Below are 23,489 nucleotides of genomic sequence, written 5' to 3' on the forward strand. Positions count from 1 at the left end.
CAGACGCGTGGCGCTGTAGGGATCAGCCGGCCGGCTGATTGTGCGGCTTGAAAAGCTTGCCGCGTTCGGCGATGAGAACGAAAACCAGACCGATCGCAGCGACGGCGAAGTAGCCGGTCGCAAGCGGTGTGGCCGTGCCGTCGAAGGACTGGCCGATGAAGGCTCCGATCACGCTGCCGCCGATCGTCTGCATGAAGCCGAGCACCGAGGATGCGGTGCCGGCGACGTGGCCGAGCGGCTCCATGGCCATGGCGTTGAAGTTCGGAGCGATCAGCCCGAACTGGAACATCGTGGCGCAGTAGAGGACCACGAAGACCGGGAAAGGCAGCGGCGCATAGATCGAGGCCGACATCCAGACGAAGCTTGCAAGCGTAAAGCCGACGAGCGCCGCATGGGACAGCGGCCGCATGCCGAAGCGGCGGACGAGGCGGGAGTTGGTGAAGGAAGCGACCGCCATCATACTGGCGAACGCCGCAAAGACAAGCGGAAACCACACGCCAAGGTCGTAGACGCCTACGAGCACCTGCTGCGCCGAGTTGATGAAGCCGAAGAGCGCACCGAGGATCACCGAGGTGGCAAGCGTATAGAGCAGAGACAGCCGGTTGGTCAGCACGATGCGGAAGCCGTTGAGGATCACGGACGGCGTGAAGGCGCGACGATGGGCCGGATCGAGCGTTTCGCCGAGCTTCGACAACACGATCGCGATGTTCATCACCGCGTAAAGCGCAACGACGACGAAGATCATGTGCCATTCGGCAAGGCTGATGATCAGCTGACCAACCGAGGGCGCGATCACCGGCACGATCATGAACACCATCATGACAAGTGACATGACCTCCGCCATCTGCCGGCCGCCATAGACATCACGAACGATCGAGATGGTGATGACGCGCGTCGCTGCAGCACCCGCACCCTGGATGAAGCGCAAAGCCAGCATCAGGCCGAAGCTCGGCACGACGGCAATAGCCAGTGCGCAGATGGCGTAGAGGACGAGACCGCCGAGAAGCGGCGGTTTGCGCCCGAACCGGTCCGAAAGCGGACCAAAGAACAGTTGCGCCACCCCCATGCCAAGCAGATAGGCGGTGATGATGTATTGCCGTTCGTTTTCCGAGGCGACGCCGAGGCTCGCCCCGATCTGCTGCAGGCCGGGAAGCATGATGTCGATCGAAATCGCATTGGTCGCCATCAGCATCGCCATCAGGGCGATGAACTGAAATTTCGTGAGGCCTGGCAGAGCGGCGTCGTTGGTCATGCTTGTCATTTTCAAATGTCCTAGCGGCGCACAGGGCGCAGGCGAAACAGGTTTGGTCCGGACAAGATCCGGAAAAGACGGATGTCGGCTGGCGTCATGCCGGTCGGCATAGGGATTTCAGGCAGCAGCGACCGGGCAGCCGCACCGCATGGGTCGGGCCTGCATGAAGCGAAGAAAACGTCGAACGGCAGCGGCCGGGCAACTTAAGTGCCGGAATGGCCGAGGCGGGAACCTCTGTCGGCTGCTTATGCCGAACGATCGCGACTGCTTCATGACAGGCCGGGAGTTCGGCCCCAGCTCCATCTCCGAGCGCGAAACCGCGTTCAGGACGGGAGCATGCTTTCACAACATCCGAGCGAAACTTGCATGAACCGAACGCGCAAAGCCTCTGGAAAGACAACAAAAACCGAGATCCGGACAAACGTCCGAATCAAAAAAGGCGGTTGCCCGCCTTCTCCGATCGATCGGGACAAGGCGTCCTTGGACTTAAGCGGCAGCGCCCTTGACGGCAACGCCCTGCGCTTCCAGGTGCGACTGCAATTCGCCGGCCTGGAACATCTCGCGCACGATGTCGCAACCGCCGATGAACTCGCCCTTGACGTAGAGCTGCGGGATCGTCGGCCAGTTGGAATAGTCCTTGATGCCCTGGCGCAGGTCCGCGTCGGCGAGCACGTTGATGCCCTTGTAGTCGACGCCGATGTAATCGAGAATCTGGACCACCTGACCGGAGAAGCCACACTGGGGGAACTGCGGCGTACCCTTCATGAAGAGCACCACATCGTTCGTCTTGACTTCGTTGTCGATGAATTCGTGAATTCCGCTCATCTTGTCTTCCTTCCTGCGCCGGCTTCAAGGGCCGGATATCAATTGCATTCTAGATAGCATGCATATTGGTGATTTTCACCACCCAATCGCAACAAATATTGATGGGCCTCAAGATGTGGTTTTATTACCACTACAGCATCGCGCGTCCTGTCAGACGCGCGAAAGCTCGCTGCAACACCTTCCCTTGCTGCATGTTTCCATCCCTGGATCGGTCGGGATCCAAGGAAACATGCAGTCGTCACGCGGTGCGCCGCCGGGTCTTGCTGCGAGCGGCCGATGTCTTGCGCCGACTGACCTGTTTCTTCGCCGGTTTGCGGATGGCCGCCTCGAGAATATCTCCGAGGATGCCGCCGCCGGTGGAGGTTGTCCGCGTCCGGCGCTTAGTACGTTTGGTCGAGGATCGCTTGACGCCGGTCTTCCGGAGGATTTCCTTCAGCGCGCTGTCAACGACACCGCTGACAAGTTCCTTGATCAGGTCAGCCATTAAGGCTTACTCCGGCGCGCTTGTCTGCAGTGCGAGGGCATGCAGGACACCGCCCATATTGCCCTTCAGAGCATTGTAGACCATCTGGTGCTGCTGCACGCGGGTCTTGCCGCGAAACGCCTCGGCCACGACTTCGGCGGCATAGTGGTCGCCGTCACCGGCCAGATCGCGGATCGTGACCTTGGCACCGGGAATCCCCGCCTTGATCATGTCTTCGATGTCGCCTGGTGTCATGGGCATGATACGCCAACTCCCTTTTCTTATTCTGCAACGTTAGCAGCCCGCCGACGTTGTCCATGAGATGAGGGAACCACGATTCAGGGGCGGAACGCAATTGCTGAATTGGGTGAGGGAGGGGAGCGGTGGACAGCGAAACCATCCGATGACGGGGTCGCAATTGTTCGCACACAGCGCCTTCAGAGACGCGTGTGAACGAGACGGGAGCCAGCCAAAGCCGCTCCCGTCATCGATTTCTTAGTTTTCGGGGGCGAGGTCACCCTGCATGAATTCAGGGAACCAGCCCTCATGCGCCGAACGCAGGTCTGCGACCGAAACGGCCTTGGCATCACCGAGCTTGACGGCATCGCCACCAGTCTTGCCGATGACCGGCAGGGCAACGCCTGCGGCCGTGGCGCGGGCGGCAACGGCGTCGAGCGCGCCAGCAGTAACCGTCACGACATAGCGGCCCTGGTCTTCACCATAGAAGGTGGCGATCGGGTCATGACCGGTGACGGCGTCAACGGTGGCGCCGATGCCGGAGGCCATCGCCATTTCGGCAACCGCGAGCGCCAGACCACCCGACGAGCAATCGTGCACGGCGGTGACGAGGCCATCGACGATGAGGCCGCGGACGAAATCGCCGACCTTGCGCTCATGGGCGAGATCGACATGCGGCGCCGGACCGTCTGTGCGGCCGTGAACATCGCGCATGTAGACCGACTGGGCGATGTGCGAACCGAGACCGGCGGGCGCGCCGGCGACAAGGATGGTTTCGCCTTCGGCCGCAAAGCGGATGCGCGCCATCTTCGACCAGTCCTTGATGAGGCCGACGCCACCGATGGTCGGGGTCGGCAGGATCGCCTGGCCGTTGGTCTCGTTGTAGAGCGAGACGTTGCCGGAAACGATCGGGAAGTCGAGTGCTGCGCAGGCCTCGCCGATGCCCTTGATGGCATGAACCAACTGGCTCATGATTTCAGGGCGTTCCGGGTTGCCGAAGTTGAGGTTATCGGTGGCGGCGAGCGGTAGAGAACCCGTAGCCGTCAGGTTGCGCCAGCACTCGGCGACCGCCTGCTTGCCGCCTTCGAACGGATCGGCTTCGACATAACGCGGCGTCACGTCGGAGGAGAAGGCAAGCGCCTTCGTGGCATGGCCCTCGACGCGCACGACGCCGGCGTCGCCGCCCGGCAGCTGCAGCGAATTGCCCTGGATCAGCGTGTCGTATTGTTCATAGACCCAGCGGCGCGAGGAGTTGTTGGCCGAACCGACCAGCTTGAGGAGCGCTTCAGCAACGTCCGCCTGCGGGATGTCGTTGGTTGCGAGCGGTGCCGAAGTCTTGGCGGGCGTCCAGGGACGATCATATTCCGGCGCCTCGTCGCCCAGTTCCTTGATCGGCAGGTTGGCGACTTCTTCACCCTGGTGCAGGATGCGGAAGCGCAGGTCGTCGGTGGTCTTGCCGACGATCGCGAAATCGAGGCCCCACTTGACGAAGATCGCCTTGGCGACCTCTTCCTTGGCGGGCTCCAGCACCATGAGCATGCGCTCCTGGCTTTCCGACAGCATCATTTCATAGGCCGTCATGCGCTCTTCGCGCACCGGCACGCTGTCGAGGTTGAGCTCGATGCCGAGGTCGCCCTTGGCGCCCATCTCGACGGCCGAGCAGGTGAGGCCGGCCGCGCCCATGTCCTGGATGGCAATGACGGCGCCGGTCTGCATCAGCTCAAGGCAGGCTTCGAGCAGGCACTTTTCGGTGAAGGGGTCGCCGACCTGGACGGTCGGGCGCTTCTCTTCGATCGACTCGTCGAATTCGGCGGACGCCATGGTCGCGCCGCCGACGCCGTCACGGCCGGTCTTGGCGCCGAGATAGACGACGGGCAGGCCAACGCCTTCGGCCTTGGAGTAGAAGATCGCATCGCTCTTGGCGAGGCCGGCGGCAAAGGCGTTCACGAGAATGTTGCCGTTGTAGCGGGCATCGAACTCGACTTCGCCGCCGACGGTCGGGACGCCGAAGGAATTGCCGTAGCCGCCGACGCCGGCAACGACGCCGGAGACGAGGTGGCGGGTCTTCGGATGGTCGGGCGCGCCGAAACGCAGCGCGTTCATGGCCGCCACCGGACGTGCGCCCATGGTGAAGACGTCGCGCAGGATGCCGCCGACGCCGGTCGCCGCCCCCTGGTAGGGCTCAATGTAGGACGGGTGATTGTGGCTTTCCATCTTGAACACGACGCAATCGCCATCGTCGATATCGACGACGCCGGCGTTCTCACCCGGGCCCTGGATGACGCGCGGACCCTTGGTCGGCAGCGTGCGCAGCCACTTCTTCGAGGACTTGTAGGAGCAGTGCTCGTTCCACATCGCCGAGAAGATGCCGAGCTCGGTGAAGGTCGGCTCGCGTCCGATCAGACCGAGAATGCGCTCGTATTCGTCGGGCTTCAGCCCGTGCGATGCGATGAGGTCCGGGGTGATGGGGCGGGTGTTGGAAATCGTCATCGTCGACCGTCAAATCCTTCGGGCGGCGCGCAATCCACGTGAGCAGGATATGGCGCGTGCGAACCGCAACAGAAACAGGGGGCGCTTTGCGGCTTCTTTAGCCTATGCTGCGGCGCGGCGCGACAGAAAAATACCGGCGATCAACAGCGGTTGATGCCCGCATGAGGATTTGCGAAAGGCCGGTGCGTCGGCCTTCGTCAGAACTTGTAGCCGAGCGCGAGGCCCGCACACGTCAGGCCGCTGTTCGGACCGTCGCAGAGATTGGCATGCGATGCGTGTTCGACAGTGGCCGAGACGTTCCAATGGTCGTCGAGGCGAACACCTGCGGCGGCATATTCACGGAACAGGAAGCGGCAGCCAAGCTGCGGACCGTCGCCATCAGGATCGTCGAGGTCGCCGTCATGAACCGTGCCGCCGGCGCCGAACTCGACGAAGAGGCGCTTGGTCATGTCGAAGGTCCAGCTCAAGCCCCCGTAAGCCTGATTGACGCCGTTGGACGACGTCGCAACTGCAGCGCCGGTGTAGATACGTGGACGCAGCAGCTTCTCGCCAAGATCCGCCGCGCCATCGGCATCGAGCGGGTCGAAATAGACGGTGAACGATGGAAACACGCCGTCTTCCTGCTTGTCGCCGCTGGCGATCGACGTCGTCACACCGAAACGCATTTCGTCGAAAAGGCCATCCGCGGCAAGCGCCGGGGCGGCGGCAGTCAACGTGGTCGTGACAACAAGGAGAGATGCGATGCGACGCGTCGAGGCGGGGCAGGACGATAGCGGCATGCGGAATCATTGAAGCGAATCAAATACGCAAGACTGCTAAAGAAGTATGATGCGTAGCCTTGAGCGAAAGTCACCCCGCGGATCTCGTTCGTCACTCGAAACTGTCGTAGCCGGTGCGCCCGCTGTCGAGCAGCCGCTTCAGCGTCTGGAAGCCGCCCCTTACCTCTGCACGATCGCGGGGCGAGGAGAAACCGATACGGATACGGTGGAAGACACGGTCGGTGCGGCCGGCCTTGAACTCGTCTTCGTCATCGACGAGCACACCCTCCTGCAATGCTGCCTGCTTGAAGGTGCCCGACAGCCAGGGGTCGGGCAGCTTCATCCAGAGGAAGGGAATTGAGGGGTGCGAGGTAAACTCGATGCCCTCGAAGACTTCGCGCGCCATGGCCTCGCGGGCGCGTACCTCTTCGATACCCTTGGCGCGCAGGATCGTCGCTGAACCGGAGAGCACGAGCCGGGCGCAAAGCTCGGCCAGGATGAAGGGCAGGCCGCCGCTCACCATCTTGTGGGAGATGCGAATGCGCTGGCTGAAATGGGGCGGGCAGGCGACCCAGCCGCCGCGAACGCCGGCGGCGACCGACTTCGAGAGACCGCCGACCAGAAAGGTGCGTTCGGGCGCAAGCTCGGCCAAGGGCGGCGTCTGGTCGCCGGTCATGGCGCCATAGAGGTCGTCCTCGACCAGCCAAACGCCGTATTTGCGGGCAATGTCGGCAATCGCCTGGCGACGAGCAAGCGGCATGATCGCGACGGTCGGATTGTGGGCGCTCGGCATCACGAAGGCGAGTTTCGGGTGTTGCTGGGCGCAAACACGCTCAAAGTCCTCGGGGATCATGCCGAACTCGTCCGTTTCGACAAGTGTCGTGCGCCGCCCAATGAGACCGGCGCTGCGGCTCACCTGCGAGTAAGTGAGCGTCTCGAAGGCAATGCGATCGCCCGGCGCCGTCACCGCGGCAATGACGGCAACGACGGCGGCGTGGGCGCCGAGCGTCGGCACGATGTTTTCCGGTTTAGGGCGAAAGCCGCCGCGCGCCAGCCACTGGCACCCGGCCTCGAACCAATGGTCCGGAAAGTTGCGGGCATAGCTCGCAATGTCGGCATGGTGATCCTGGCTGATCTCGCCCAACAACTCGCTCAAGACCGTACCCTGGCCAATATCCGGTGCCGCGGTGCTGTCGAACCGCAACTTGCCGGCTGGCGCGACAAGGGGACGGGTGCCGGCGAGGGAGGTGGTCAGGGGATCGGATTGTTCCGGCGGCCGGCTTTCGGGATGATCGAGCACGTAGGTACCGCGTCCAACCTCGCCACTCACCAGACCGCGTTCGCGAACAATATTGTAGGCCCGACCGATCGTGCCAATTGTCACGCCGATATCATAGGCGAGATTGCGTTGCGGGGGCAATTTCGCGCCAACGGGCAGGGCGCCGTTGCCGATTGCCTGTTCGATCTGATCGGCGATCCGCGCATAGAGCGGACCGTGACCCTGCTGAATGTCTGGGAGCCAATTTGTCATAGTGTCAGATAAAATTCCACAAGAACCCTTATTTTACCGTGCTTTCAGCCTCACATAATGGTAGATTTGTTTACCCCAATCTTACCCCGAGGAGGCCGGGACCATGACCGTATCGAAAGCAGCGATCGAAGGTGCCAAGCTTGCGAGACAATCCGGTAAGCGTGACGAGACACGAATAAAGGATTGTCCCGGTTTGTATGTAATATCTCAGCCCCCGAACAAGCAAGGCAGTGTCAATCAATCGTGGGCTTATCGTTACCGTTCCCCTGTGACCCACAAGCCGACCAAGCTCACGCTCGGCCCCCTCAGCCTGACGGTGGGCAGCATTGATGTGAATGTCCCCCAACCGATCGTAGAGCCTGTTTTTGGTGAACCGCTCGACCTCGACGGGGCGAAGGAACTGGCGCAAGTCTGCCGCAAGATGCTGAAGCGCAAGGTCGACCCGGCCATGGCCGTCAAAGAACTAAAAGCTGGCACGACCGATATGGAGCGTGCCGCCAAGGCGGACGGTTGGACGTATGAGGAGCTACTTACGAAGTTCATGCAGTGGTATCAGCCCAACCGCGAGACCACCAAAGAGCAAACGGCCTATTGGCTGGGCCTGAAGCCGGACGGCATGGACGGCTGGGAGCCAAGGGGCGCGGGCAAAGGCGTGCTTGGCCGGTGGCGGGGCAGGGTCTTTAGCCGCTATGACGGGACGCCAGTGCTTACGAAGGTCGACGCTAACGACGTCCTAAGCGGCATGCCGAAGGTCTCCCGCAACCGCACCCGCTCCGCCCTCAAGATCTTCAGCAGCTGGGCCTCTGAGCACGGGGCGAACGGCACGCCTTATGTCACCATGGACCCGTTTGCCGGGCTGAAGCGCAAGACCCAGGACCGCGAAACGCCCGGTAGCCGGTTCCTCAAGCCGTGGGAGATTCGTGCCCTGTGGCAGGCCGTCATGGCTGATCCTGATCCGTATGGGCTGGGGGCACTGTTGATCCTCACCACGGCCCAACGCCCGGAAATGACGTTTGACGCCCGCTATGGACAGTTCGATTTTGCGGAGCGGGAATGGCACATCAAGGCGGCAGACGTGAAGGTTGAGAGCATGGGCGATCACATGGTGCCGTTGAGCGAAATGGCCCTGTGGCTGATTGCCCAGCTGCCGACGACAAGCGGCTATCTGTTCCAGCCTAGTGGCAACGAGAAGCGGCCATTGAACCGGCACTGGCGACCGAAGGACAAACTAGATGCCAAGGCTAACAAGGCCGCGCACGTGGCGGGTAAGCCGTCGCTTGAACCTTGGACTTACAAACGGCTACAGGCCACGGCCATCAATATCATGGAAAATGAACTTCACATTTTGCCGCATGTGACCAAGGCGATACAGCAACACGCCGTGGGATCGAATAGCGACCAAGCTTACCGGGAAAGCAAGTTCACCGACGCGCGGATTGAAGCGCTTGAACGATGGGGGCAGTACCTTGCCGAGATAACCGCCTAACGGGCCATAGCGGGCAGTGCAGCGAGTTTCATGGGGTCGGGCGCGTAGGCGTACCGGCCCTTTTCTTTGTCATTGACGGGCCCGTAGGGCAGCGTGGAAGCTGACACGGCAGAGAGATACAGGCGGGTCGGTGATTGGGCCGGTTTTATCTAGTCGTAAGTATATGACTGTGTTGTGTAATTTAGATCAATTGACGTTAACGTCAATGCGGAATGGCCCCACCACATGTCCGCTTTGCATATCTCCCAATAAAACCATGCGCTAGACGCATAGCTCACGCGAAGTCCTCCGTTGTTATTGGAGCGTGACGGGGGCGTGACACGGGTGTGTATTTGTCGATGTGTCAAATAGGCGGGTGCAGGTATATCTAGTGATATCAATTATTTAGCTTCTCGTTCGTTTTACCCTGCTGCGCCACTCGGGTAAAAAAGGCACCGTGTCCGGGTAGTCGTCGCCCGGTGTGGACGGGGCCGGGAGGGGGCGGGGCTTCCCCCCAAAGGGGCCCCGGTGGCGGGGGAGGTACTGGGCCCCCTTTACGGACACTGAACAGCCTCCAGAATGGCGTTTTTCGCTAACTATTTGAAAATGTTCGACTTTCCCCCTCTGTGCGGCCCCTTTTTGATACCGAAACGGCCACGAGCAAAATTCCTCAATGTTTTCTATGGCTTAGCCAAACGTGACAGGCCCCAAAACATGCCCCAAGCCCTTGCGCCATGAGGCCGGCCACAGTTTCCCGGTTTTCCGGGCCTTTGGTGCGCACCCGTGGCCCCTGACGGGGCCGTGCCCCTTGGAGTTAATCTGCGGCTAAGTAGCACAACAATAACGATTTTTTGGCTGTGTATTTCGCTTGTGCCGTGAATGGCCCATGCGCCAAATTTCTTACGCTATGATTTTGGCCGTTTGGGTCGGTGTGGGCCCTCCGGCTTCGCCGGGACGCGGAGCCAGTGACGCCGCTGTGCTGGCCTAGCGTCAAGGGCACGCTACCGCTCTCGGGCTTCGCCCTCGACCCTGTGACGCGTCCATCCCATCGCCGAACGCTCCGCTACGTCCCGCCTGAAGCATATGAGGGCCGGGCGATCATCCGGGACCGCCCACGTCAATCTGCGCGCGTCTGCCGGCCACTTTCAGGCCCCCAAACCCTTGCGTCACAGGGCATTGAGTCCCTTAACATCCTTAACACGACTAGTCGGGTGCAAATACGCGGCCACAGACGAGCGTTTGTCTCTGGCCGCAATGTCCATAAGGGTTTTCTTTCCGAAGGGGCCTTGCTGGCCAACGTCGGCGGAGCCACGCCAACATGGACGCATATGACTAGTGCTGCATGCGAGCCTTGGCCGTGGACGCAGGTGGAGCGTCGGCGGTCGACGTCGTGTCGTACACATAGTGGCGGCGAGGGGTCTTGGCTTTGACGACTTGGTGGAAACGGCTGAAGGCCAGCGCTCGCATCTTGGCGTTGGGTTGGTAGGGGCCGCCGACGATCTCAGCCTGACGTGTCCCAATCAGCGTGGATGTGAGGACGAGGCGACCGTCTGGAAGCTGACGCAGCTTGACCACTGACGATCCGGCTATGGCGCTCAACACTGGAGTTGAGGTCAGACGTTCGGCGTTTGTGAGATGGGCCATAGATGGGACCTCCTCAAAGGGCCGGGACAAACCGGCCTGTGTATGCGTGGGTGGGTGGTGGTGGTGGTGGCCGGAAAGCTAGGAGACGGACCCCCCGGCCACCGTGGCTAACGATGTGACCAGCACCGTCAGCCTTGGCCCGGCAGAAAGGAAAACAAACGCCGGGGCCTTTTGGCCGCTAGGCTGCTTCAGGGCCGGACGCGTCATCGTCATCGTCGTCGCCCTCGTCAGCGGCGTTTAGAAGGCGCTTGGCGATTGCAAGGGCTGCGGCTTCAGCGTCGGTTTCGTCGGCCTCATCGAACAGGTCTAGCAGGTCGTCGGCCAGATCGTCGGCTGTCTCGGCGTTGTCGATGGCCTTCTGAAGCTTGCGGTCGATCGAGCGCATTTAGGCCTCCTCCTGCGTGAGGAGTTCAAACAGACGGTCAGCGTCTTCCTTGTTGAGGGGCCGTGGCGAGATCATGGTCCCGTCGATGTCAACGATTTTAAATCGACCGCCGCCGAGCCCCAACATCGTGAAGCCCGTCTCTGACGAGGCGACGACCTCTTCCGTCAGCGAGCCAGCTGCCTCCTTGAGGGCGGCATCAATTTCAGCCTGGAATTGTGCCTTCTTATCGCTCAAAAACTTGACCCGTCCGAGGGCCACGACGTCAAAGCCAGCTGCGGCTGCCACGGCTTCACTGACCGAGCGCCCAAAGTCATCGTAGAACGAACCTGGCTCGTCCTTGTACATGTAGACCCGAGTGGCCGAGATGTAGGATTGTTTCATGGTGACGCCACGGTCGAGGTCGATTTTACCAACGTAGCCGGGTTGTGTAGTGCTCATAATATTCACTCCTGAATTGGGGTTGTGGCTGCGGCGATCGGGTCACCGCGTTTGGCTGTGGACTTGGATTTGGATTTGACGTTTGCGGCGATCGTGGCCGTTTCGCCTGCGGTGAGGGGCTGCCCGTGTTGCTCGATGGCCTTCGCCTCGAAAATCTTCGCATCGATTTTCTGGGCGACACGTGCTTTGGCCTTGGCCGCGCGCAACGCGACGGTGTAACTGTCGACAAGGGCCACGTCGGCAATCCGCCCGCTCTCAATGCCTGTCACGTCGCTCTTAGACAGGGCTGCATGATCGAACTTAACGACCAGCTTGCCAGCTTCCTCAGGCGACAGGGCGAGTTCTTCGCGGATGGTCTTGAGTTGCTTACCTAGGATCGGATCGCCCTTTGCTGCGGGCTTGTGGCCGCCTGTGAGCAAGGATGCGACGTCGATACCATTCGCCATCATTGAGTTCACCAAGGCCTTGCGGACTTCCTGCTCATGTTCCTGACGTTCCATGATGCGGCTCGCATACATCGCATCGACCTCAGCCGAGAGCCGAGAGGCCCGCTCTTCCAAGGGCCGGAACGCAGCGGCGATCACGCGTAGGAGATTGAGGTCGAGCCCAGACGGAAGGTCCGCGATGACGAACTTCGCGCCGCTTGCGACGAGCTTGGATGCGTTCACAATGAGCGATGTCGGTGTGGTCCCGAGGCTTCCAAGCGTGGCTGTGACGAACGCATCGTCAGGGCCAAGGGCCGATAGGATTTGCTGGAGTGTCTTTTCGCCGCCTGCGGGCTCCGTCATGGTCCGGGCTAGAAGGGTGAGGCCGTCGCCGTCCCTTTGCGAGGGCAGGCCCGCTTGGATGCCAGCTGCGTTAGCCGCTGCGTGCTGTTGCTTGGTGATGTGGTCCGCCGATTGGCCCGGTGCGGGCTGCGGTCGAATGTATACGATTGTGGTCACGTTCCTTTACTCCTAATCCTGGTCCCGCATGCGCTGAAGCATTGCGCTCAGTGAGCCGGGTTCGTGTGCGTTGTGACTTTTGGGCTGTGCTGTGGATGCGAATGAGTTGCCGCCAGCACCGCCACCCAGCATGTCGGTGCGGTCGTAGGCTTCGACTTCGGCCCGTGTCTCGCGTGCCTGCCGCTGACCGGCCACTTCATCGACCGCGTTGGCGAGCGTTTCAAAAGCAGCGGCTCGGTCGTCCGGGTCGTCGTACATCTGTTCCAACTCACCGACGCTGACGCCGGTTTGCTGCATCAAGCTCCGCAATGCGGCCTCAACATCGCGCGGGTCGTCGTAGGGGTGTTGCAGGCGATACGAATTCCAGATGCGGCCAGACAACTTGTCATAGCTCTCGTTGGCAGCTTGCTCGCGAATAACGTCATCGCTCGTCTTGATGACCGGCTTGGCTGGGACCCATGTCCCGGCGAGAGCACCGGGTTGATAAGCTTGGCCATCAGCACCCCACACCGTGCCCTCGGGCCAGCGTTCCCGCGAACGCCGCAAGCCTTCGACTGCGGAATTGTACAACATGTTTTGATTGCCGACGCTCAGCCGCCCTGACGGGTCCGGCTCAATCAATCCGCTCGCGACCTGCCACGCCGTAATCCCATCGCTCAGGCTGGCTTCGTTCCACCGTGACGGCAGGATAGACGCGGGCAGGGCTGACACCTGATTTTCGATATCGGCCAGCTGTTTTGCGTATTCATCATTTGCCCGTTGAAGCAGTTCGGCTTCGCGCTTTTGCTTTCGTGTGCTCATCCTCTGATCTCCTAATTGAGCAATTCGGCCTCACGGTCGAAAATTTCAGTTGACATGATTGTCGACTTGTGACTGGCCCCCATTGTACGATGGATCAGCAAAGGTGTAAACTAGGCCGTGTCAAACGACTTTTTCTGATCTTGAAAGGAGCCCATCATGACCGAACCACCCAGCAACCCACTGAACGACCACCGCCTATCGATCAAAGCTTTCGCGTCGATCAGCGGTTACAGCCGCCAATGGCTATGGATTTTGAGCAAGCAGCACGTCGGCCCGGTGCTCATCACGACTTACACACAGGCCGGTGCACCACGGCACCACTACAACGCGTTTTTTGCTCTCAAGTGGCTGCTAGACCAACGGCCCGAACGCGTGAACGCGTATCTGAGGGCGCTGGAGGCTGCTGATCCCTCGATTGATTGGAGGGCAGGGCTATGACCGAGTTCTATCCTGAAAAGGCCACTTCCCGCCCATCCAAGCGGGCATATCTGGCCGGTAGGTCAAAAATCCCCGTTGCCCCTGATGCAAAGATGCGGCTGCGGACCGCAAGGCCGTGGCACGACCCGCTAGAGGATGGCGACCCGGAGTGGGCCGAACGCAAGCGCATATGGAAGTCAGCCCTTCAGCCCTACGTGGACCGCTTCACCCGTAATGACGGGCTGAGCCAGCGGGGCGAATGGTGATGGCCCGGTCCCGGATCGATGTGGCCGCACTCGTTGAGCAGTTGGCCACAGGTTCGTCCAAGGTTGATGGCTGGACCGCCGCCGAGAAGGCCGCCGTTGACGCGTATCTGCGCCGTGAACGTGACCGCCTCGAAGCTCAACTCGCCATCGAAAAGCGGATCACGTGGCAGGCTCAGACTTGGACGGAACTGCGCGGCAGGACACGACCATGACCCGGCAAACCATTAGCACGCTAATATCTCGACGTCGAAATCTGGGGGCTAGTACATGCCGGGTGAGGGCGTATCCTGAACGGTGGACAAAAAAGAAAGCGGCCACAGAGGACCGCTTATTATTTGGAGACTGCAATGACCATACGAAACTCGAAGACCAATAGGAGCTTCACATGACACAACCTGAGTATACTGACGAAGAGCCAAAGGTTGAAGATGCCGGAACTTTCTGGAAACGCTTGAAGGAACGCGGCATAAACACCGACAATGTTATTCAGATACCAGTCACATGGCACCATGAATACTTGGCAAAACGCCAAATTGTTGCATCTGGCGCACGCCTTGACGCATTGATGGACAAGGCCCGAGCCTTCATGGAAGCTCGGCTGTTCATGAGCGCCGACAACCTCGATTTGCTCACGCTCTGGGCCACGGCCACGCACGCGGCACCCGTCGCCTCTTTCCGACCTATTCTGGCCCTGACGTCATCTGGCCCTGGCTCCGGCAAGTCGACGGTGTTGAAAATGGTCGCTGCTCTAACACCGAATAGCTTTTTGCAAGAAAGCATAACGCCGCCCGCCCTGTACCGACACGTTGAGGCGGCGAACAAAGGCGGCGTTCGGCCCACGATGCTGTTGGATGAGGTCGACACCTATTTTAAGCGACACGATGACATGAAAAACACGCTCAACGCTGCTTTCGAAGAGGGCGGCAAGCGCATCGTCAGCGAGAAGGGCACGAACGACAATTACGTCAACGTCACGCACCGCATCGACGCGACGTTTGCCGTCGCCGGCATCGGTGTGGATTGGGTGTGGCCCGCTCTGCAAGATCGCGCCTTTATGGTTCACATGGTGAAACTCAGGTCCGGCACTATGCCGCCGCAATCATGGGTATCTGGCCGGGACAAGCCCCAGCTGGAGGGGCTGGCAAAGCAAATAGGGGCCATCGTTAAAGCCGGACTGGACGGCCTGCGGACCGCGCAAGTCGACGTCGAGATGTCAGACGGCATCATTGGCCGCGACCGGGACAAGTGGCGCATGATGATCGCGGTCGCTGACATGGCCGGTGGCCGTTGGCCGAAACGTGCACGTGAGTTGGCCCTGTTGATTTCAGGGCCGGATGACGAGGCTGCCGAGAGGGACGAACAAGAGCGCAAGTTGCTCCGGGCCATCCGCGTCGCGTTTGACGAAGCGGCCACCGATCGCATTACGGCAAGCGACCTAATCAGCAGCCTGAGGGCTCGGGGCGTTGATCTGGCCCCCACGGTAGGCGGCGACACGCCACACGTGACCGCTGACGGCAAATACCTGAGGACGAAGCTGAAACCGTATGCCATCCCGAACAAAAAGCTTCGGTTCGGCGATAAAGTGGTTCACGGCTATGACCGGGCGTGGTTCGAACAAGCGTGGAGGGGGCTTTGATTTGAGGTGAAATAAAGGCAACTTACGCCTAGGTTGTAGATAAGGGGGCCACCATGGCCCCTTTTTCGTGTTTGTTGCCGCTTTTATTGTCAATCTGTTGCCGTGCGTGTTTCCATCTGAACACCCTGAGAAATAAGGATTGTTGCTATGTTGCCATGTTTTAAAAAATGTATAGCTCTCTCCCTACCTATGCCCCTTCATTCATCCATACAACCAACGGTACACACGTTAGTGGGTACTCTGTAACTCCCTAATATAGGAAACATGAGTAATAGACTCCACTTTAAGGAGGAGTGTGACAAGATCACACACCCCGTCCTCTCCGCCACAAGTGGTTTGAAAATTGAAACGCTACACGGGCCGAACCACATGTGGACCGACACGGGGGACACGGACCGGAGAGGGGGACAACAGGCGGCAGGAGGCCGCAGAAAGGGCGTAAAGCATGGCAAGCTATCCCGATAATATTCCCGAACCGAAACGCAATAGTTTGGTGGGCCGCGCTTTCCACACCTTTGTGGAAACAGAGCATAATAAGCACCGCTTAGAATATCAGGGACATATCACTGACGAATTGTCCGATGGTTACTATGTAGTCGAATTTTTCGAGTGGCTCACGGGTGAAGCTACCTTGGTCGGGCGTCGTGCACATATCCGACATGGCCGATACCCGTAAGTGGCAAATCTACGATGACGCCGAGCACATGAACCGGGTCTATGAAATCCATCACAAGGGATGGGAACAAGATGAAGCACTGAGGGCCACAGGGTCACGCTGACGCGTTTTCCGCCACTGTGACGATGGATGGGGGCGGCTCACTTGCACGCCCTCTCAGCGGCCCGCCAAATCGCCCCGACTAGTCGGGTGTTGGGTCTGATCGTCCACCGTCCGGGGGGCGTCGATCGTCTGAGGCCACACGACTTCAGCCGGGAGTGATGATGCGATATTGTCAGGCGGATGGGGCAGTCAAGGGTAGCAGCGAGCTTGCTCGCGGAGAGGGCGAAGCCCGGCCCTTGATCTGGCCTCAGACGTCCTGACTTACACGCGCATCTACCCGGCGAAGCCGGTGGCCGGGTCAACCATCAAAGGTCAATCGTCCATGCCGGGACGATGCCCGGACGCTAAGTCGTTTGATGCAAAAGCAACCGGACGACGTGAGAGACTGTATTGAGCCGCAATGATGCGAAGGGAGACAACCCCAATGGTCACTCAACAGATGATTACAGAACAGCTTCGCCGCATGTATGCCGGGGAGGTGGAAGAAGCCCGTAGGCGACTTGGTGAGGCCAAAACTCAAGAGGAGCAGGACAGGGCACGGCAACATCTTTCAAGCGCTTTAGACGCTCAGATTGAGTTTGAAACGAGCCATCCCGTGTAATTGTACCCATTGTGACGATTGCATTGTCTTGTCACGTAGGTTTTGGCCCGCCAATAGGTGGCCATAAGAGCCGGATCTGGGCTGTTTGGGGCCGTGAAAAGCGCTTCCCAAGGGTAAAATCAGGCCGGAAATCGGCCCTCCGAACACGCTCTGAGCGGGAAAATCTCTACCCCGTGTATACCCTCACTCCGGGTAACGCCTTAAATCTTTGACGTTATTAGCATTTCCGAATGCAATAATTTGTCATAGTGACAATTCTTTAGATTACAGCACGAAATATGTCAATTATCACCGACACAACGATAGCAATCGCTGCATTGGGGTTATCAATGAGTACAATCGATACAATTTGTTTGTCCCGCGCCGAAGCAAAGTCTGCCGAATGTGCCGCCGCATTGTTTGGTGACGACTATTCGCAGGAGCGCGAAAGTCTTCTGAAGCGGCTCTGGACGTTTTATTGCGAGCTCGCAGCCAAGCGGCGCAGCCGGCTTGCGCTCGGCGAAATGAGCGACTGGCAACTCAGGGATATCGGAGTTTGCGAGAAGGACGCGCGCCAGGAATCGCAAGTGCCGTTCTGGCGATAGGTGCCGTCCCGGCAGCAAGCTTGGGATGCACCAGCAAGTAGGCCACAACGACAAAGGCCGGCGCCCAGGAGGCGCCGGCCTGTCGAATGCTGTTCGCGATTGCGTGGGCCTATTTGCAGCCCTGTGCGCCGGCAGCCCAACGCCTGATATCGGCGGCCATGCGGGTGCCCGTCGGCTCACTCATCAGCGGCCCGAAGGCCTGCAGGCGGGCAGGGTTGCCCTCGGCCTGGACGACCGCGAGCGGACGCGCTTCCGGCGACTTGCGCGGTACGATCAGGATGCGCGGGCGGCCGGAGAAGGAATTGAGCTCCGGCGCCAGGCGATAGGACTTGAAGTCCGGATCGCCCGACTTGAACCAGCAGCTGTTGGCACCGAGCGCGACGCGCTCCATGGTCGGCAGCGCCGCCGTATTCGGACTCGGGGCCGGCGGCTTGGGCGACTGGCACGAGGCGAGAAGCACAAGGCCGAACGTCGCACAGGCAAGTCCGGTTAGGCGTGCAGGGGCAAATGAAGGCATCGACGGTCTCGCTCGCAATCTTGGGATGGGTCGGCTGCCTTCTATCAGCCGGATGGTTAAGCGGCGATTACTTCGAGCGCGGAAGCAAACAGGCCGCGGCCGTCGGAGCCGCCATGCGCCGCTTCGATCAGGTTTTCCGGATGCGGCATCATACCGAGCACGTTGCCCTTAGCGTTCATCACGCCGGCAATGTCGTTCATCGAGCCGTTCGGGTTGGTGCCTTCGGCATAGCGGAACACGACCTGGCCGTTGCCTTCGATCGTCTTCAGTGTTTGCGCGTCGGCGAAGTAGTTGCCGTCGTGGTGCGCGACCGGCGAGCGGATGACCTGCCCCTTCGAGTAGGCGCGGGTGAAGTCGGTGTCGGCATTGACCACCTCGAGCTTCACCTCGCGGCAGACGAACTTCAGCGAGGCGTTGCGCATCAGCGCGCCCGGCAGGAGCCCCGCTTCGACGAGGATCTGGAAGCCGTTGCAGACACCGAGAACCTTGACGCCCTTTTCCGCCTTGGCCTTGATCGCCTGCATCACCGGCATGCGGGCCGCGATCGCGCCGCAGCGCAGATAGTCGCCATAGGAAAAGCCGCCGGGGATGACGATCAGGTCGACATCAGGGATGTCCGTTTCCGTCTGCCAGACGGTGACGGGCGCCTTGCCGGAAATCTTGGTGAGGGCCGCGATCATGTCGCGGTCACGGTTGAGGCCCGGAAGCTGGACGACGGCTGACTTCATATCTCTGTCTCCGTTAGCGGCGAGATGTAATCTGGCTTTACAGTTTCGGTGAGCCATACACCGTTTTCCGACAGGAAGAATACCCCGCCGTCCGAATGCATGCGCTCGGCATCTATTTTCAGGATCGCCGACTGGCCACGGCGACGCCTGGCAACGGTTTTCGCCGTCTCCGGATCGATCGAAAGATGGACATGCTGACGTTCCATCTTCAAAAGGCCGGCCACCATGATCGCGGCAATCTTGTCCGCCTGCGTCCCGTGATACAGCGTTTTCGGCGGCATCTGCGGGGCAAGCCCCACATCGACGGCGACGCTGTGCCCCTGGGCGGCCCTGATCCGCTCTCCCGAAAGGGTGAAGCGTTTCTTCGGGCTCTCATCGACGATCCGCAGCAGTTCATCCTTGCCGACATCGAAGCGCGCGCTTACGGCCGTGGCCAGGTCGGAAAAGGCGACCCAGCCCTGACTGTCGATTTCCAGGCCCGCTTCCTGCGGCGCATGCCGCAGAACGTAGCTCATGAACTTCGATACAGCCGTATCCCGATCTTCAGCCGACATCGGCCCTGCCTCGACCGATCAGGCGAACGAGATGCTGTAGTTCTCGATCACCGTATTGGCGAGCAGCTTTTCGCACATGGCCTTGAGGTCTTCCTCGGCCTTGGCCTTGTCTGCAGATTCGATCTGCAGGTCGAAGACCTTGCCCTGGCGAACCTGGCCGATGCCATCGAAGCCAAGCGCGCCGAGCGCGCCTTCGATTGCCTTGCCCTGCGGATCGAGAACGCCGTTCTTCAGCGTCACGGTTACACGTGCCTTGATCACTTCTAGATTTCCCCGAGGTTATTTCACCAGAACGGGACCGGTGCCACGCACCGGCTCGTTCTCGTTCATGATGCCGAGACGGCGGGCGACTTCCTGGTAGGCCTCAACGAGGCCACCGAGGTCGCGGCGGAAACGGTCCTTGTCGAGCTTCTCGCGCGTCTCGATGTCCCACAGACGGCAGCTGTCCGGCGAGATTTCGTCGGCGAGCACGATGCGCATCATGTCGCCCTCAAACAGCCGGCCGCATTCGATCTTGAAATCGACGAGCTGGATGCCGACGCCGAGGAACAGACCGGAAAGGAAGTCGTTGATGCGGATGGCAAGCGCCATGATGTCATCGAGTTCCTGCGGGCTTGCCCAGCCAAACGCGGTGATGTGCTCCTCGGAGACCATCGGGTCTTCGAGCGCGTCGGCCTTGTAGTAGAACTCGATGATCGAGCGGGGAAGGACAGTGCCTTCCTCGATGCCGAGGCGCTTGGCGAGCGAGCCGGCGGCAACGTTACGCACGACGATCTCGAGCGGAATGATCTCGACTTCCTTGATCAACTGCTCGCGCATGTTGAGGCGGCGGATGAAGTGCGTGGGGATGCCGATCTTGTTGAGATGCGTGAAGATATACTCGGAGATCCGGTTGTTCAGCACGCCCTTGCCGTCGATAACGTCATGCTTTTTCTTGTTGAAGGCGGTCGCGTCATCCTTGAAAAACTGGATCAGCGTGCCCGGCTCCGGTCCCTCATAGAGGATCTTAGCCTTGCCTTCGTAGATACGGCGGCGACGATTCATGGATGTTGTCTCTGTGCTTGTTGGCGCGCTTGGGTCGCGCAATTGGATATCTCTAGCGGGTCCTTAGCTGAAAAGATCGGATTTCACAATCGGCGCATCTTCCCATCCCCTGATTTACATAGGGTAACATGAAAGTCATCAAACCGGAAAACCTCGCATTTCGGTTTGACCTCCGATTTGGTTGTGGCGATAACTGTTGTCGGGAAGGAATTCTTAGGGAGGTCAGTTGATGACGACGATGCAGGATCGCGAAAGGGCCTTCGAGGCGAAGTTTGCGCTCGACGAAGAGCTGAGGTTCAAGGCCGAAGCGCGCCGCGACAAGCTTCTCGGCCTCTGGGCGGCCGGCCTGCTCGGCAAGGCCGATGCGGAAGCCTACGCGAACGAAGTGCTGGCTGCCGATTTCAAGCAAGCCGGTCACGAAGAGGTGGTGCGCAAGCTCAAGGCGGATTTCGACGCCGCCGGCGTTGCGCAGACGGAAGAGCAGATCCGCAAACGGATGCTCGAGTTCCTCGCCGAAGCGGTTCAGCAGATCCAGAGCAACTGACCGACAGGCCCCGCGCCAACCATTCGCGCCCGGCCACCGTGCCGGGCGTTTTCACGTCTGCGCATCGCCGAAAACCGGCCTCCATCCACGCTCTAGCCGCCGCTCGAGCTCCAGGCGGTCCATCGGCCGGGCAAGCGCATAGCCCTGCAATACATCGCATCCAAGATCCCGCAGCATGGCGGCATGGTCCCAGGTCTCGACGCCTTCGCCGACGACCTTGATATTGAGCGAGTGTCCGATGTCGATGATTGCGCGCACCAGCTTGGCCTGCTTTGCACTTTCGGTGATCGGACCGACAAGCGCCCTGTCGATCTTGAGCCGAGCCGGATTGAGGTTGAGCAGGCCGATGATCGAAGCGTGTCCGGTGCCGAAGTCGTCGATCTCGATTTCAATGCCGAGATCGCCAAGAGCGGAGATGGTTCCGGCAATCTCGTCTTCCGGATCGTCGAGGAAGATCGATTCGAGCAGTTCGAACGAGAGCACACCTTTAGCTATCCGCATCTCGCGCAGGTCCGAAATGAGGCCCGGATCGCGCAGGCGTGGTGACGACATGTTGACGGAGATCTTGGGGACGCCGAGGCCCGCTTTCTGCCAGGCATGAAAGTCGGAATAGGCGAGTTCAACGACCTTCCTGTCGATCGCCGGCAGCACGTTGATTTCCTCGGCAATCCTGAGGAAATGAATGGGAGCGAGCACGCCTCGTTCGGGATGGTTCCACCGCACCAGCGCCTCGACGCCGGTAATCGCCAACGACTTCGCGTCGAACTGCGGCTGATAGTAGACGGTGAATTGCCCTTCCTCGATCGCCTGGCGGATGTCGTCACCGGTCCGCTTGGCGGTCAGGATCTGTGTTTGAATCTGTTCGGAAAAGACCTCGACCCGATCCCGGCCCAGGCTCTTTGCGCGATAGAGCGCAATATCGGCATTCATCAGGAGTTGCTTGGCGTCGACGTCCTCGTGGCCCTTCCAGGCAATGCCGATGCTCGCCCCGAGCCGGCACAATTGGCCGTCATGGGGAATCGGACGACGGAAGGCATGGACGATCCGTTCGGCAAGCTCGGAGAGCTGCGGCAGGTTGCGCCCCCTGCGGCAGAGTATGACGAACTCGTCGCCGCCGATACGAGCGATGAAATCGTCATGACGGGCGTGGGCGCGAAGGATGGCAGCGGCCTGTGTCAGCATGGCGTCGCCCGCCTGATGCCCGAGTGTATCGTTGATCTGCTTGAAGCGATCGAGGTCGATATGCAGGATGGCGTTGACCGCGACGTTTTCAGCAAGCATCTGGTCCAGGTAGCGCCGGTTGGGCAGGTCCGTCAGATAGTCGTGCAGCGCATTGTACTCGATCCGGATGCGCACCTGCTCGAGTTCGCGGTTGCGTGCCTCAGCCGAGGCCTGGGCCTGGCGCAGGTCCTCCTGCAAGGCGATGTCTTCGGTGACGTCCCAGTTGGCACCGATGAGCTTGCGTGTTCCCAGATGGTCGATATAGGTGGCGGCATTCGAGCGGATATGCCGGATCTCACCGTCCGGCCGCACGATCCGGAAGGCATTGCCGTAGGGCTTGCCCGACGCGATGCCTTCGTTGGTCCGTGCGATGACCCTGGCACGGTCTTCCGGGTGCAGCGTGCTCTCCCAGGTTTCGGAACTTGGCGGCCCGTCACTGGGATCGAGACCGTAGATTTCGAACATGCGGTCGTCCCAGTCGTCGCGCTCGGCGTCGAGATTGAAATCGAACACGCCGATTTTCGAAACGCCAAGCGCAAGGCGCAGGCGGCGCGAGACTTCCTCGAGCCGCGCCTCCGCCTCCTTGCGGGCGGTGATATCCGTATCGGTGCCGATGATGCGGCTGGGCCTGCCATCGGGCCAATAGGCGACCGCCGCCCCCCGGCTCTCGATCCAGATCCAGTGGCCGTCGGCATGGCGCTCGCGATACTCGAAGGTGTTGAAGACGGCTTCGCCGGAATCCTGCCGTTCGATTGCCGCGCGCACATGCGCATGGTCGTCCGGGTGGACGTTCTGGATCCAGGTCTCCAGCGAACCGTCGACCTCGGCGTCGTCGGCCAGGCCGCGAAGCCGCTTCCAGGTACCAGAATAAAACAGGTTGCCGGTTTCGAAGTCGTGGTCCCACACGCCTTCGAGCGCGCTTTCAAGTGCGTATTTCCAGCGCGTCTCGTCGTTGCGCAGTCCGGCGATCTCGTTGATGAGATCATCGACCGGCATCATCAACAGGAGCCAGGCGTCCTGTTCTGAAAAACGCGCGGGTTGCCAGGAGACGAGCAACACCAGGGGCCCCGAGCTACTCTCGAAGCGGACAGTCGCAGGCGCGGCGGAAAGGGACACAAGACTGTTGAACGGCGGAAGCAGGAGCCGGTCATCGGGTTGCACGATGTCCCGCAGGAGCGCCTTTGCAAGCGAGGCGGGCGTTCGTTCAAGGAGATCCGCCGCACGGCCGTTGGCCGCAATGATCCGTTCACGGCCATCAACGACGATCGCACCGGCAGGCAACCGCTCCAGGGTGGCCGGCGTCACAGCATCCGAGTTCGCCGGTGCGCGAGGCGCACCTTTGGTAAGACGTTCGTTTACGGCCACG

Annotated in this window: 26 protein-coding genes; 8 read left to right on the forward strand and 18 right to left on the reverse strand. The window is 60.4% G+C overall.

Annotated elements, in window-relative coordinates:
• Positions 1–22: 22 nt before the first annotated feature.
• The 5 genes from MKZ91_RS17175 to purL all read right to left on the reverse strand — a co-directional run bounded on the left by MKZ91_RS17175 (position 23) and on the right by purL (position 5,267).
• Positions 23–1,261: a multidrug effflux MFS transporter gene (locus MKZ91_RS17175; RefSeq protein ID WP_336172282.1), complete on the reverse strand. Its 1,239-nt coding sequence runs from the start codon at positions 1,259–1,261 to the stop codon at positions 23–25.
• 477 nt (positions 1,262–1,738) lie between these two features.
• Positions 1,739–2,077, reverse strand: coding sequence for a Grx4 family monothiol glutaredoxin (gene grxD / locus MKZ91_RS17180; RefSeq protein WP_336172283.1), 339 nt, complete (start codon positions 2,075–2,077; stop codon positions 1,739–1,741).
• A gap of 238 nt (positions 2,078–2,315) precedes the next feature.
• Positions 2,316–2,561, reverse strand: a complete 246-nt coding sequence (locus MKZ91_RS17185) for a hypothetical protein (RefSeq protein ID WP_336172284.1) — start codon at positions 2,559–2,561, stop codon at positions 2,316–2,318.
• Positions 2,562–2,567: 6 nt separating this feature from the next.
• A complete protein-coding gene (locus MKZ91_RS17190) occupies positions 2,568–2,801 on the reverse strand; it encodes a BolA family protein (RefSeq protein WP_057248940.1) in 234 nt (77 codons plus the stop codon).
• A gap of 234 nt (positions 2,802–3,035) precedes the next feature.
• The gene (purL, locus tag MKZ91_RS17195; RefSeq protein ID WP_336172285.1) at positions 3,036–5,267 is read right to left on the reverse strand and encodes a phosphoribosylformylglycinamidine synthase subunit PurL; all 2,232 of its coding nucleotides are present in this window, start codon (positions 5,265–5,267) and stop codon (positions 3,036–3,038) included.
• Here purL and MKZ91_RS17200 point away from each other — a divergent pair.
• Positions 5,254–5,421 (forward strand): hypothetical protein, encoded by a 168-nt coding sequence (locus MKZ91_RS17200; RefSeq protein WP_336172286.1) that lies wholly within the window; start codon positions 5,254–5,256, stop codon positions 5,419–5,421. The genes purL and MKZ91_RS17200 overlap by 14 nt on opposite strands.
• A gap of 43 nt (positions 5,422–5,464) precedes the next feature.
• Here the strand turns inward: MKZ91_RS17200 and MKZ91_RS17205 are convergent, their stop codons facing one another.
• A complete protein-coding gene (locus MKZ91_RS17205; RefSeq protein ID WP_336172287.1) occupies positions 5,465–6,046 on the reverse strand; it encodes an acyloxyacyl hydrolase in 582 nt (193 codons plus the stop codon).
• 91 nt (positions 6,047–6,137) lie between these two features.
• Entirely contained in the window at positions 6,138–7,556 is a 1,419-nt protein-coding gene (locus MKZ91_RS17210; protein WP_336172288.1) for an aminotransferase-like domain-containing protein, read from the reverse strand.
• A gap of 103 nt (positions 7,557–7,659) precedes the next feature.
• Between MKZ91_RS17210 and MKZ91_RS17215 the strand changes: the two genes are divergently transcribed.
• Positions 7,660–9,042, forward strand: a complete 1,383-nt coding sequence (locus MKZ91_RS17215) for a tyrosine-type recombinase/integrase (protein WP_336172289.1) — start codon at positions 7,660–7,662, stop codon at positions 9,040–9,042.
• Positions 9,043–10,353: 1,311 nt separating this feature from the next.
• On the opposite strand, the gene MKZ91_RS17220 is transcribed toward MKZ91_RS17215, so the two are convergent.
• From MKZ91_RS17220 to MKZ91_RS17240, 5 genes are all read right to left on the reverse strand, one after another.
• Positions 10,354–10,665, reverse strand: a complete 312-nt coding sequence (locus MKZ91_RS17220; protein WP_336172290.1) for a hypothetical protein — start codon at positions 10,663–10,665, stop codon at positions 10,354–10,356.
• 178 nt (positions 10,666–10,843) lie between these two features.
• On the reverse strand, positions 10,844–11,050 hold the full coding sequence (locus MKZ91_RS17225; protein WP_336172291.1) for a hypothetical protein: 207 nt from the start codon (positions 11,048–11,050) through the stop codon (positions 10,844–10,846).
• A complete protein-coding gene (locus MKZ91_RS17230; protein ID WP_336172292.1) occupies positions 11,051–11,488 on the reverse strand; it encodes a hypothetical protein in 438 nt (145 codons plus the stop codon).
• 5 nt (positions 11,489–11,493) lie between these two features.
• On the reverse strand, positions 11,494–12,432 hold the full coding sequence (locus MKZ91_RS17235) for a hypothetical protein (RefSeq protein WP_336172293.1): 939 nt from the start codon (positions 12,430–12,432) through the stop codon (positions 11,494–11,496).
• Between the two features lie 12 nt (positions 12,433–12,444).
• On the reverse strand, positions 12,445–13,233 hold the full coding sequence (locus MKZ91_RS17240; RefSeq protein WP_336172294.1) for a hypothetical protein: 789 nt from the start codon (positions 13,231–13,233) through the stop codon (positions 12,445–12,447).
• A 156-nt stretch (positions 13,234–13,389) separates the two neighbouring features.
• Here MKZ91_RS17240 and MKZ91_RS17245 point away from each other — a divergent pair, with 156 nt between their 5' ends.
• From MKZ91_RS17245 to MKZ91_RS17265, 5 genes are all read left to right on the forward strand, one after another.
• Positions 13,390–13,671, forward strand: a complete 282-nt coding sequence (locus tag MKZ91_RS17245; RefSeq protein ID WP_336172295.1) for a hypothetical protein — start codon at positions 13,390–13,392, stop codon at positions 13,669–13,671.
• Positions 13,668–13,916 (forward strand): hypothetical protein, encoded by a 249-nt coding sequence (locus tag MKZ91_RS17250; RefSeq protein ID WP_336172296.1) that lies wholly within the window; start codon positions 13,668–13,670, stop codon positions 13,914–13,916. Before MKZ91_RS17245 ends, MKZ91_RS17250 begins: the two co-directional genes overlap by 4 nt.
• On the forward strand, positions 13,916–14,128 hold the full coding sequence (locus MKZ91_RS17255) for a hypothetical protein (protein WP_336172297.1): 213 nt from the start codon (positions 13,916–13,918) through the stop codon (positions 14,126–14,128). The genes MKZ91_RS17250 and MKZ91_RS17255 overlap by 1 nt, the downstream gene beginning before the upstream one ends.
• Positions 14,129–14,301: 173 nt before the next feature.
• Positions 14,302–15,552, forward strand: a complete 1,251-nt coding sequence (locus MKZ91_RS17260) for a DUF3631 domain-containing protein (RefSeq protein WP_336172298.1) — start codon at positions 14,302–14,304, stop codon at positions 15,550–15,552.
• Between the two features lie 1,657 nt (positions 15,553–17,209).
• On the forward strand, positions 17,210–17,515 hold the full coding sequence (locus MKZ91_RS17265; RefSeq protein WP_336172299.1) for a DUF1127 domain-containing protein: 306 nt from the start codon (positions 17,210–17,212) through the stop codon (positions 17,513–17,515).
• 109 nt (positions 17,516–17,624) lie between these two features.
• Here MKZ91_RS17265 and MKZ91_RS17270 read toward each other — a convergent pair whose 3' ends face one another.
• The 5 genes from MKZ91_RS17270 to purC are packed head-to-tail and all read right to left on the reverse strand — an operon-like array spanning position 17,625 to position 20,358.
• Positions 17,625–18,032: a hypothetical protein gene (locus MKZ91_RS17270; protein WP_336172300.1), complete on the reverse strand. Its 408-nt coding sequence runs from the start codon at positions 18,030–18,032 to the stop codon at positions 17,625–17,627.
• A 56-nt stretch (positions 18,033–18,088) separates the two neighbouring features.
• Positions 18,089–18,760 (reverse strand): phosphoribosylformylglycinamidine synthase subunit PurQ, encoded by a 672-nt coding sequence (gene purQ / locus MKZ91_RS17275; RefSeq protein ID WP_336172301.1) that lies wholly within the window; start codon positions 18,758–18,760, stop codon positions 18,089–18,091.
• Positions 18,757–19,314: an RNA 2'-phosphotransferase gene (locus MKZ91_RS17280; RefSeq protein ID WP_336172302.1), complete on the reverse strand. Its 558-nt coding sequence runs from the start codon at positions 19,312–19,314 to the stop codon at positions 18,757–18,759. The genes purQ and MKZ91_RS17280 overlap by 4 nt, the downstream gene beginning before the upstream one ends.
• 18 nt (positions 19,315–19,332) lie before the next feature.
• Positions 19,333–19,575 carry a phosphoribosylformylglycinamidine synthase subunit PurS gene (gene purS / locus MKZ91_RS17285; RefSeq protein WP_034794427.1) on the reverse strand — a complete coding sequence of 81 codons (243 nt, stop codon included), beginning with the start codon at positions 19,573–19,575 and terminating at the stop codon, positions 19,333–19,335.
• A gap of 18 nt (positions 19,576–19,593) precedes the next feature.
• A complete protein-coding gene (purC, locus tag MKZ91_RS17290; RefSeq protein ID WP_034794646.1) occupies positions 19,594–20,358 on the reverse strand; it encodes a phosphoribosylaminoimidazolesuccinocarboxamide synthase in 765 nt (254 codons plus the stop codon).
• Positions 20,359–20,584: 226 nt separating this feature from the next.
• Between purC and MKZ91_RS17295 the strand changes: the two genes are divergently transcribed.
• The gene (locus tag MKZ91_RS17295) at positions 20,585–20,902 is read left to right on the forward strand and encodes a DUF1476 domain-containing protein (protein WP_336172303.1); all 318 of its coding nucleotides are present in this window, start codon (positions 20,585–20,587) and stop codon (positions 20,900–20,902) included.
• A gap of 51 nt (positions 20,903–20,953) precedes the next feature.
• Here the strand turns inward: MKZ91_RS17295 and MKZ91_RS17300 are convergent, their stop codons facing one another.
• Positions 20,954–23,428 carry an EAL domain-containing protein gene (locus MKZ91_RS17300; RefSeq protein WP_336172304.1) on the reverse strand — a complete coding sequence of 825 codons (2,475 nt, stop codon included), beginning with the start codon at positions 23,426–23,428 and terminating at the stop codon, positions 20,954–20,956.
• Positions 23,429–23,489 lie beyond the last annotated feature (61 nt).

Origin of the sequence: Ensifer sp. MJa1, assembly GCF_037026475.1 — a bacterium.
Lineage (GTDB): Bacteria > Pseudomonadota > Alphaproteobacteria > Rhizobiales > Rhizobiaceae > Ensifer.